Raw genomic sequence first — 12,500 nt, forward strand, 5'->3', positions numbered from 1 at the left:
TTTATAACCAAAGGATACATAACTGATCCAATAAGGGTCTCACCACTTCTTATCTCGCTACCTTTATCTGCAATTACATTATCCAATACTGCATCGTCACCAATTCTGCTATTTTGCATTATTATACAATCTTTTAATTTTGTATTTTTTCCTATATATACCCTTCTGCCTATTATGCAATTTTCAACTGTTCCTTCTATTCTACAACCATTTGCTATTATTGAGTTTATAACACTACTTGTATCTGCATAGTGAGTTGGAGCTTCATCTTTAGTTTTTGTATAGATAGGTCTTTCATCATTAAAAATTTCTTTATTTACTTTTCTATTTAAAAATCCCACATTACTATCATATAATGCCTTAATTGAATTTATACAATCTAAATGTCCTTTGAATTCGTAAGCACTTGCTGTTAACGTATTTAAATTATTATGAATATACTCTTTTACCTTTCGATACATTCCACTACTTACACATTCATTTACAATATTTATAAATAATTCAGTTTTTAATATATACATCTCCATATTGATATTTGCCTTCGGACTTTTCCCTATATTTTCTCCTACACTTATAACGCTTCCTGAATCGTCAAAGTTTAATACGCCGCAATCACCAAAGGCTTCATCTGCATTGTTTACCTTCTTATATACCATTGTAATATCTTTACCTGTGCTCTTATGGTATTCCAAAACTTCATTGTAATCTATATTACAAATCATGTAGCTTGGTGCTAATAATACATATTCTCTTCTACTATGTGTTAAAAATTGTATATTTTCAGCGAAATTATGGACATCATCATAAACAGGCTCGTCATTTCCAAAGTTAAAAACTTTTAATCCATCTTTTTTTCTATTTAAGTCCCATGGCCTTCCATTTGTCAAATGGTCTATTAGAGACCTTGACTTATTCTTTGTAAATATTCCTATACAATTGATCCCTGAGTTGGTCATATTAGACAAAATAAAATCTATGATTCTATATCTTGCTGCAATAGGAACTGAAGCAAGAGATCTATTAACTACTAATTCACCCATTCTGTTTTCATTTTCATCTAAGTTGATTATACCAATACAATTTTTCATTTCTTTCTCCCCCCTTAGTGATATCGCTAAACTGCTTTATTATTTTCTATAACTGTACCCATTTTTACTTCTTCTTTTGCTGCAATAATAGCTATTTCATCACCTAAAGAAATTTTACAGTCTTTTCTAACTATTGCTCCACTTCCAACAATTGCTTTTTCAATAACTACATTATCACCTATTTTAGCATCCGTCATAATTATTGAATCTCGAACAACTGAGTTTTTTCCTATTTGAACTCCTTGAAATAATATTGAGTTTTCCACTTGTCCATTAACAACACAACCTTCAACAACTAATGAATTAGCTACTTTTGCATTCTCGCCTATATATTGTGCCGGCCTTACTGGATTGACTGAATATATCTTCCATTCCTCATCATGTAAATCAAGTTCATTATCTTCTCTTATCAAATCCATATTTGCTTCCCATAGGCTATCTATAGTACCAACATCTTTCCAATATCCTTTAAATGGATACGCCACCATCTTATTTCCATTGCTAAGCATATTTGGAATTATATTCATTCCGAAGTCGTTTTTTGAGATCTTGTCTGATTCATCCTCTCTTAAATATTTTTTTAGAGTTTTCCAATTGAAAATATATATCCCCATCGATGCTAAATTATTTTTGGGGTTTTTTGGTTTTTCTTCAAACTCATATATTGATAAATCTTCCCTTGTATTCATTATTCCAAAACGTGATGCTTCATCCATTGGCACTTCAATAACGGCTATAGTAGCCTCTGCTTGTTTTTCTTTATGAAAATCTAGCATCTTTGTGTAATCCATCTTATATATATGATCTCCAGATAAAATTAAAATATATTCTGGATCGTATCTATCAACAAATTCTATATTTTGATAAATTGCATTTGCAGTACCTTTATACCATTCTCCGCCTTTTTCTTCTTGGTATGGTGGTAATACATGTACTCCCCCATGAGCTCTATCTAAATCCCATGCTTCCCCTATGCCAATATGTGCATTTAATTCTAGCGGTTTATACTGCGTTAATACTCCTACTGTATATATTCCTGAATTCGAACAATTGCTTAATGGAAAATCTATAATTCTATATTTTCCTCCAAACGGTACTGCTGGTTTAGCTAATTTTTTTGTTAATACCCCTAACCTCGATCCTTGTCCACCAGCCAATATCATTGCCACAATTTCATTTTTACCCATAATATTATCTCCTCTCATATGTGTTTGTTCTCATTAGATAAATTTTATATTATATGCTCCTATCTTCAAAAAAATTATTATTATATTTTTATTTAAGTGAACTTGCAGAAGCATATTATATTTTTAATAATTATTTTGTAATATGATTACCCCTAGAATTTATAATTATAGTTTTGCATACAATATATTATACATTCATTTTCCATTAAATTCCATATAAGCATATATCAAAATATTTGTCAATTTTTTATTATATAATCAAACTCAATGAACTAGATCCTACGCAATATTTTTAAATCATATGGAAAGATAGTTATAATGCTATCACTTCCTATAAACTTATATTTTTCACTAATATCAAGTAAATTCACATAATCTCCACTTAAGTTAATTTCTTTAATTAATTTAGTTTCGCTTGAAACATTTACTAATACTATTACGCTCTCATTTTCATATTTTCTTTCAAACGCAAATACGTCTGGATCAGTTTCAAAGATACTTAACTTCCCCTTTTTTAAACCATCTTCATTATTTCTTATTTTAATTATTTTATGGTAGAAATCAGCAAGCATTTTGTTCTCTTTCCCCCATGGATAGCTTTTCCTGTTATCAGGTTCTCTTCCACCTTTTATGCCGGCTTCATCTCCATAGTATATTAGTGGTACTCCTGGCAAAGTAAATTGAATTGCTATAAGTAATTTTAACAGTGATATATTTTCATCCAGAACAGTTAAAATTCTTTCTGTATCATTTGTACCTATAATATTTAGATTTCCATAAAAACTTTCTCTTGGATAATTCTCGTACAATGACATAATTTTTTTATTTAACTTATCTGACTTTATATATCCCTTGATAAAATTAATTAAACTTTCCCTTAAAGGATAATTAGTTGCTGCTTGCACTTCATTCCCTTGTAAATATTTTCGTCTTCTTGAATAACTTATCTTATTAGATGCGTCTTCCCATATATCACCTAAAAGTACAGTATCCTTATTTATTTCTCCGATTTTCTTTCTTATTAGTTCTATAAATTCATCTGGAAGCTCATCTGTCACATTTAAAAACCATCCGTTAACTCCCATATCTGTCCACTTATTTATAATAGAATTATCTCCGCTTATAATATAGTCAACATATTCTTTTTGCATCGAGTTAACATTCGGTCTATCATCCATTCCCCACCAAGATTCATACCTATATGGATATGTAATAAATTTATACCAATCATAAAATCTAGAATTTGGCGAATTATACGCTCCAACATCGTCGTAATTTCCTAGTTTATTAAAATATTTACTATCAGAGCTTGTATAGCTCAGTACAATATCTAGAATGATTTTAATTCCTTTACTATTTGCCACTTTACATAATTCTCTAAATTCATCATTTGTGCCGAACATTTCATCTACAATTTCATAGTCCGCTGTATCATATTTATGGCAACTAGGGGATTTAAATATTGGGCTTAACTTTATTATATTAGCTCCCAATTCTTTTATATAATCTAATTTCTTTATTATCCCCTTTAGATTTCCTCCATAAAAATCCCATCTAGAAATTTTTCCAAAACTATCTCTAATATACATAGGACTATCATCCCATCTTCCGTATATAAATGAGTTTTCTTTTGTATTACCTATAATTTTATTTTCATTTCCATTGTAAAATCTATCTATTAGAATATGGTATATTACACCTTCTTTATACCAGCTTGGTATGAATGACTTTTCATATACAGTTATTTGATATGGCACAGGATTATAAGTATATATTTGGCCAACTCCTCCCAAATGATTGTCATTATTTCCATAATATACTCTGTCATACCCATCTATTAAAATAAAATAGTATTCTAATATCCCCAAAGCATCAGATGTATCAATTTCTACAGAATATTTAAATTCACCATTATTTAAATATTCCTTGTTCATTCCCATATTCATTTTAGTTCCATCGAATTTTATCAATTCGATTGCTACAATTATGTCTTTATTAATATTAATAGATATCTTAACCTTTTGACCAGCCTCTACAGCTCCAAAGGGCCTTCTAAATCTTATGCTTTGAGAGTCATGTAATATCTGTATATCATTCATTCAGTTAATCCTCCTATAGATTCTTATAGATTACCTCTGATCCCCAAATACCTGTTGCATATTCTTCTATTGTTCTGTCAGATGAGAATATCCCTGAATGTGCAATATTAATTCCACACATTCTTTGCCACTTATTAGCATTCCTATAAAGAGTATCAATCTTATCTTGAGCTTTTAAATATGAGTCAAAATCTTGTAAAACAAAAAACTCATCATTATAATTTATTAGATTTTCATATATACTTCTAAATTTATTTTTATCACTATGATATTTTCCATTTATTAAATCATCAATTACCCTTTTTACTCTAATATCATTGTTGTATATATCAATAGATTTATATCCTCCATTTTTGTAATAATTCAATACTTCATCTGCAGTTAATCCAAATATCACTATATTATCATCTGTAACTTCATCTTTTATTTCAATATTTGCCCCATCTAATGTTGCTACTGTAATAGCTCCGTTCATCATAAATTTCATATTTGATGTTCCTGAAGCTTCTTTTGTTGTTGTTGAGATCTGCTCACTTACATCTGTTCCCGGGATTATTTGTTCAGCTAGCGAAACTCTATAATTTTGAATGAAAACAACTTTTATCTTTTCATTTACTCTAGAATCATTATTTATTTTGTTTGCAACACAATTTATTAATTCAATAGTATTTTTAGCTAAATAATAACCCGGTGCAGCTTTTCCTCCAAAGATGAATGTCCTTGGAACTATATCGTAATTAGGATCATCAATTAATTTATTATATAAATCCATTATTCTTAGACAATTAAGTACTTGCCTCTTATAAGCATGTATTCTTTTTACCTGAACATCAAATATAGAATCAGGATCTACTCTTACATTATCATTCTTTAAGATTATACTTGCTAGCTTTTCTTTGTTAAATTTTTTAATTTTTCCTAACTGTTCTAGAATCACTTCATCATACAAATGCCTCTCAAAGTTCTTTAGATCAAGTGGATGTCTTATAAAGCTATCTCCAATTGTATCTTTAATTAGTTTTGTAAGCTCTGGATTACTTTTTAAAAGCCATCTTCTATGAGTAATTCCATTAGTTTTATTATTAAATTTATTTGGATAAAGATAATAGAAGTCTGTCATCTCTTTTTTCTTCAATATTTCTGTATGAAGTTTTGCTACCCCATTTACACTATGACTGCCTACAATCGCTAGATGTGCCATCTTGACTTGCTCATCAGCTATTATCGCCATTCTTCTAACTTTTTCAAGGTTGCCTGGATATTTAGTTAAAAGTTCTGCACAATATCTTTTATTAATTTCTTCAACAATCATATATATTCTTGGAAGCAATTTTTGAAACATATCTATTGGCCATTTTTCCAAAGCTTCTGCCAAAATTGTATGATTAGTGTACGATATTGTATTAGTTGTTATTCTCCAAGCCGTATCCCATTCTAACCCTTCTTCATCCAATAATATTCTCATAAGTTCTGGTATCGCAAGTGTAGGATGAGTATCATTTACATGAATCGCTACTTTTTCATCTAGTAATAATATATCTTTTCCATGCTTTTTGCAGTGCCTTACAATGCTTTGGACTCCTGCTGAAACAAAGAAATATTGCTGCTTTAGTCTTAACATTTTACCTTCATAAAATGAATCTTCTGGATACAGCACTTGCGAAATTGATTCAACTGAATTTTTATACTTAATTGCTTGGAGAAAATCACCTCTACTAAATGATGAAAAATCAAACTCGTTTGAAACCGCCTCTGCACTCCATAATCTAAGAGTATTTACAATTTCATTTTCGTACCCTACAATTGGAGTATCATATGGGACTGCCAATACAGGCTCATAATTTATATGCATAAAGCTTAAGCGTCCATTTATTTCGCTTACTTTTACCTCTCCACCAAACTTAACAATTTCTGCTTTTTCTGCTTTTCTCTTCTCCCAGACGTTTCCTAGCTTTAACCAATCATCAGATACCTCAACTTGTTTTCCGTCTATAATTTTTTGCTGAAAAAATCCATATTTATATCTAATCCCACATCCGTTTCCTGGAATATTCAAAGATGCCATTGAATCTAGGAAACATGCCGCAAGTCTTCCCAGTCCGCCATTACCTAGTCCTTGGTCTTGCTCTAAGTTTTCCAACTCTTCTAAATTTATATTTAAATCTGATAAGGCTTCTTTACATATATCTCTTATACCTATATTTAATAAAGCATCACCAAGTAACCGTCCCAGTAAGAATTCCATAGAAAAATAATAAACTTGCTTCTCCCCAGTCTTATTATATTTTTTATTTGTTTTAAGCCAAGTTCTTGTAACATAATCCCTTACTAAACTTCCTAAAGCATCATACTTTTGTTGATTAGTTCCTTCCTTTAATTCAATACCATGCATCTCTAAGAACTTATTTACATAAGCTTTTTTAAATGTTTTTTTATCCATTTCGAGCATTGATATACCCCCTCATAACATTATGTCCTGATCTTAATCTTGTCCTGTTAATTCTCTATATAAATCTAAGTATATTTGAGCTGATCTATTCCAGCTATTATCAGAATTCATTGCATTTTCGATTAGATTTTCCCACTTACCCTTATCCTTATATATCCATAACGCGTATTTTATTATATTGTATAACTCATCTGAATTGTAATTTCTAAAACTAAACCCATTACCTTCTCCAGTATATTCATTATATGCAATTATTGTATCCTTAAGTCCCCCAGTTTCCCTAACTATAGGAATAGAACCATATCTAAGTGCTATTAATTGTCCTAATCCACATGGCTCAAAAAGTGAAGGCATTAAAAACATATCGCATGCTGCATAAATCTTATTTGCTAACCCATTATCAAATTTAATATTTGCAGATACCTTATTTCCATACCTAGAATCTAGCCATTTGAAATGTTCCTCATAATGCTTATCTCCAGTTCCTAAAATAACTAGTTGAACATTTTCTTGTAGCAGTTTATCCGAAATATTTACTAGTAGATCCATTCCCTTTTGACTTGTCAATCTAGTTACCATAGCTAGCATTGGTATATTTTTATCAACAGTTAGCCCTAACTCTTTTTGTAACTCAGTTTTATTTATCACTTTATCTTCAATAGAGTTTATACTATAGTTCTTTTTAATAAATCTATCTGTATTAGGATTAAATTCATCATAATCTATACCATTTGTTATTCCTCTTAATGCATAGGATCTATCTCTTAATACTCCATCCAATCTTTGACCATACTCAGGTGTTTGTATTTCGTATGCATAAGTATTACTAACAGTTGTAATAATATCTGAATAATATAATCCACCCTTCATATAACTTACACCATCGTCAAATTTTAAGCATGTGTTATTATAAAGCTCCATATCAAATCCAAATAACTCCGGTAATATTTGAGGATCAAATACTCCTTGAAATGCTATATTATGAATTGAATATACGCATTTCATCTTCCAATAGAACATATCATTTCTTTTATATTCAAATTTCAATAGCACAGGTAACATCCCAGTTTGCCAGTCATTGCAATGTATAAGATCTGGCTGCCAATCTATTTGCCTCAACATATCTAATACGGCTCTATCAAAGAATGCAAATCTCTCTGCATCATCATAGAATCCATAGATTTCATCTCTCTTAAAATATGCTTCATTATCTAAAACATAATATGTTACTCCATTGTAAAAGCATTCCCATACGCCACAAAATTGTTCTCTCCATCCAACTTTAACATTAAACCATTTAACAAACCTTAGCTTGTCTCTTACTTCCCAACTAATTTCTTTATACTTTGGTATAACAACTCTTACATCTGCATTTTTTTGTGCAAGTGCTTTTGGTAATGCCCCAGCAACATCTCCGAGCCCCCCTGTTTTAATGAACGGACTAGCTTCAGATGCTACAAATAAAACTCTCATTCTTTATCCCCCTCAACCTCTAGCAAATAAATTTATATCATTATACTATAAATATTTTTATAATATTTACTTTCTCAAACGGTCTTTTTAACCTTTTATTCATCTTTTTCTTTAATTTCTTTATCTACATTAATTTCATTCACTTTTAATATTAATGTTGCCATTGGAGGCACTTTTACTTTCAAAGAATATGGTTGATTGTGGAATTGAGTCTTTTCAGATACAAGCATTTCACCCATAATCTGACCTGAACCACCATATTTACTATCATCAGAATTAAATACTTCTTCATAGCTCCCCAAAAATGGTACTCCAATTTGATAATCATAATACACAATAGAAGTAAAATTAATTATAAAAATCAGTGTATCTTTATCATTTCTACTTCTTCTAGCAAAAATTAATATGCTTTGTTCATTATTATCGGCTTCTATCCAATTAAAGCCTCTATAGTCATGATCGAGCTCCCAAAAAGCTTTATTATTAAGGTATAAATTGTTTAAATCCTTAAAAAATAATTGAGTTTTCTTATGGATTTCTAGCTCATCGATTAGGTTCCATTTTAATTCCTCATATTCTCTCCACTCAATTTTCTGAGCAAATTCGCACCCCATAAACGATAATTTTTTGCCCGGATGTCCCATCATATAACACATAAACGCTCGGAGACCTGCAAACTTATTCCATTCATCTCCCCACATTTTGTTTACCAATGATTTCTTACCATGAACAACTTCATCGTGTGAAAGTGGTAATAAATAATTTTCAGCATAATTATACATCATCGCAAATGTTATATTTTTATGATTATGTTTTCTATATTTAGGATCTATTTCGACATACTCTAATGTATCATTCATCCAACCCATATTCCATTTTAAGTTGAATCCCAAACCATCATAAATTGTAGGTTTTGTAACATTAGGCCAAGATGTTGATTCCTCTGCAATCATAAGTGCAGTCGGATATTCTGCAAATACTGCCTTATTTAACTCCTTTAGAAAATCTATTGCTTCTAAATTCCCATTTCCTCCATATTTGTTTGGTACCCATTCCCCGTGCGATCTGCTATAATCCAAGTACAGTATGCTTGATACGGCATCAACCCTTAATCCATCAATATGGAACTCTCTATACCAGTATAATGCATTCGATATTAAATAACTTTTAACTTCATCTCTACCTAGATCAAAATTACAAGTTCCCCAACCTTTATTTTCCGCTCTCCATTCTTCTTGATATTCATATGTTGGTGTTCCATCAAACTTATATAGTCCGTGAGCATCCTTGCAAAAATGACCTGGAACCCAATCCATTATTACTCCTATATTAGCCTCATGTAACTTATTTATTAAAATTTTAAGGCCTTCATAATCCCCATACCTACTTGTTGGTGAATAATATCCTGTTCCCTGATATCCCCAAGAAGCATCCAATGGATGTTCGATAAGTGGCATAATCTCTACGTGTGTATATCCCATATCTTTCACATATTTAGGTAAATCTTCTGCGATTTCTTCGTATTTTAAGAATCCGCCATCTTTATTTGTCTTCCATGAGCCCAAATGTACCTCATATATATTTAATGGTTGCTCAAGTACATTTATTTTATTTCTTTGATCAATCCATTTTTTATCATTCCATTTGAAAGCTTTAGGCTTATATACTATTGATGCATTATCTGGTCTCAATTCACTTTGTATTGCATACGGATCGGCTTTGTATTCTCCCATCTCTCCATCGCTTCCCACTATACAATACTTATATCTATTTCCAGCCTTAGCAGTATAAAAAAAGCCTCTCCATAATCCATTTTCAGTTATTCTTTCAAGCTTGTATTCCTCTTTTACTTCGAAATTATTAAAATCCCCAACAACATATACATCTTTTGCATTAGGTGCCCACGTTACAAATTGCACACCTTTCTTTCTTTTCTCAGTTTTAATATGTGAACCTAAAATATTATAAGATTCATAGTTTTTACCTTGATGAAACAAATATGTGTTAAGATTAGTTATTTCAGATTTATCAATACTTTCTGTTCTCTTTTTAACATTAATTTTACTATGTTCTGTTTTCGACTTTTCAATCTTCTCCCCTTCTGCTTGAAATTCTTCCATTAATTCTTTTGAAGCTGATTTCTTTGTTGTACCTGCTTTTGTTGAACTTACTGCAGATTTCCCTTTTGAAGATTTATTAGTTGTTTTTTTTGTCTTTGGTTGTACAGCTAATTCATTCGTTTTGGTGGATTTAGATTTATTAATATTATCTCCACCCTCCAATTCAGATTCTTTATTATTCTCTTCTTTTAAAATAATTTTTTCTTCGTTTTTATTCTCCAACGCATTCTTCTTATCAATTGCCTTAGATTTCTTTAAAATCCCTTTAGATTTAATACCAATTTCTTTATCATTTGTAGTAATGTCATTTACCTTAACATCTAGATTATTAATTGGATTTAATTCAGTTGTTTCCTTTGAGGAAATTTTCTTTTTTGCTCTTCCCTTTGTCTTACTTATTCTTTTCTCAACAGATGAATTATCTTCGATAGATACTTTTCCGTCTTCTTCTGTCAAACCATTCATATCTCTAGGACCTATTTCATCTTTATCTTTAATCTTACTGCTTTTAGGATCATTTTGCATTAAACTATACCCCCATCCATATTCATATCCCTCTCATAAACTAAATTAAATGCTTCTCTTTATTATAATTCTCACTATATATATATCTTACCAAATTTTATGGTACTTTTCACTTATTTTTCTTTATTTTTAATAAAAATTATAATTAATTTAACTTTTAAGATAATAAATATATATTTTTATCCATATATAATGTATAATATTCAATCATTCATTTTATTAAATTTAAAATTAATTCACAGAATAGCAATAATCAAGCTCATAAAAGACGCTGTATATTAAGAAATAAAGTGAGCAGTTCCTAAGTTTTATTCTGCTAAGTTTTTAATATTAGAAAAATTATTTTAAACTCATGTCACTTATATATCTTTTTAAAATCATGATCAGAGGGCGATCTTCACTCTCTAACCAATGATAATAGTGCTTAATTTACCAAAATTCATACCATAAAAAAAAAGAGAATCCATATCTTGAATCCTCTCTTTAACAATTAGTATTAAAACAACTTTAATATATTACCTTAAACGTTATAATTATTCATATATTTTAAATGATACAATTCAAGCACATGAATCAATTAATACCTTAGAGCCTGCTTATTAAAAGTGCGAAACATTACAAAATAAAAAAAGATAGTCATTACAACTATCTTTTTTGCTTACCTCGCAACGTCCTACTCTGCCACACAGTCTCCCATGCAGTACCATCGGCGCTATAGACCTTAACTTTCCTGTTCGGAATGGGAAGGAGTGTTACCTCTATGCCATCACCACGAGATCTTCAATTTGAAAAAACTTTGTTCTTTCAAAATTGCACACAGTTTCTTTAATGTATATTACAACTTGATTATATTGGTCAAGCCCTCGACCTATTAGTATCAGTCAGCTAAATATGTTACCATACTTACACCTCTGACCTATCAACCTTGTAGTCTTCAAGGGGTCTTACTAGCTTATGCTATGGGAAATCTCATCTTGAGGTGGGCTTCACACTTAGATGCTTTCAGCGTTTATCCCTTCCCGACTTAGCTACCCAGCTATGCTTCTGGCGAAACAACTGGTACACCATAGGTCAGTCCATCCCGGTCCTCTCGTACTAAGGACAGCTCCTCTCAAATTTCCTACGCCCGCGACGGATAGGGACCGAACTGTCTCACGACGTTCTGAACCCAGCTCGCGTGCCGCTTTAATGGGCGAACAGCCCAACCCTTGGGACCTACTTCAGCCCCAGGATGCGACGAGCCGACATCGAGGTGCCAAACCTCCCCGTCGATGTGAACTCTTGGGGGAGATCAGCCTGTTATCCCCGAGGTAGCTTTTATCCGTTGAGCGATGGCCCTCCCACGAGGTACCACCGGATCACTAAGCCCGACTTTCGTCCCTGCTCCACTTGTAGGTGTCGCAGTCAGGCTCCCTTCTGCCTTTACACTCTTCGAACGATTTCCGACCGTTCTGAGGGAACCTTTGGGCGCCTCCGTTACATTTTAGGAGGCGACCGCCCCAGTCAAACTGCCCACCTAACAATGTCCTGTCACCAGTTTCATGGCATCCAGTTAGAAC

General features: G+C 31.5%; 6 protein-coding genes and 2 rRNA genes (2 of these 8 running past the window's edge). All 8 read right to left on the reverse strand.

Translation table 11 applies throughout. The features are described 5' to 3' along the window. A protein-coding gene (gene glgD / locus PZA12_RS23865; protein ID WP_077831439.1) for a glucose-1-phosphate adenylyltransferase subunit GlgD crosses the window boundary here: on the reverse strand, positions 1-1,088 show its 5' portion. 25 nt of this gene lie to the left of the window's left edge; the window shows 1,088 of its 1,113 coding nt (coding positions 1-1,088); the start codon lies at positions 1,086-1,088; its stop codon lies off the left edge, out of view. 26 nt (positions 1,089-1,114) lie between these two features. Then, complete coding sequence (locus PZA12_RS23870; RefSeq protein ID WP_103699272.1) at positions 1,115-2,275, reverse strand: glucose-1-phosphate adenylyltransferase; 1,161 nt, start codon at positions 2,273-2,275, stop codon at positions 1,115-1,117. Between the two features lie 272 nt (positions 2,276-2,547). Continuing rightward, positions 2,548-4,374 carry a glycoside hydrolase family 13 protein gene (locus PZA12_RS23875; RefSeq protein WP_077841783.1) on the reverse strand — a complete coding sequence of 609 codons (1,827 nt, stop codon included), beginning with the start codon at positions 4,372-4,374 and terminating at the stop codon, positions 2,548-2,550. Between the two features lie 13 nt (positions 4,375-4,387). Continuing rightward, on the reverse strand, positions 4,388-6,823 hold the full coding sequence (locus PZA12_RS23880; RefSeq protein WP_103699273.1) for a glycogen/starch/alpha-glucan phosphorylase: 2,436 nt from the start codon (positions 6,821-6,823) through the stop codon (positions 4,388-4,390). A gap of 33 nt (positions 6,824-6,856) precedes the next feature. Further along, a complete protein-coding gene (glgA, locus tag PZA12_RS23885) occupies positions 6,857-8,296 on the reverse strand; it encodes a glycogen synthase GlgA (RefSeq protein WP_103699274.1) in 1,440 nt (479 codons plus the stop codon). A 95-nt stretch (positions 8,297-8,391) separates the two neighbouring features. Beyond that, entirely contained in the window at positions 8,392-10,941 is a 2,550-nt protein-coding gene (glgB, locus tag PZA12_RS23890) for a 1,4-alpha-glucan branching protein GlgB (protein ID WP_103699275.1), read from the reverse strand. Positions 10,942-11,601: 660 nt separating this feature from the next. Further along, positions 11,602-11,718: ribosomal RNA gene (rrf, locus tag PZA12_RS23895) — 5S ribosomal RNA — on the reverse strand. A gap of 74 nt (positions 11,719-11,792) precedes the next feature. After that, a 23S ribosomal RNA gene (locus PZA12_RS23900) occupies positions 11,793-12,500 on the reverse strand (it continues 2,203 nt past the right edge of the window).

Source organism: Clostridium beijerinckii (genome assembly GCF_036699995.1).
Classification (GTDB): Bacteria; Bacillota; Clostridia; order Clostridiales; family Clostridiaceae; genus Clostridium; species Clostridium helianthi.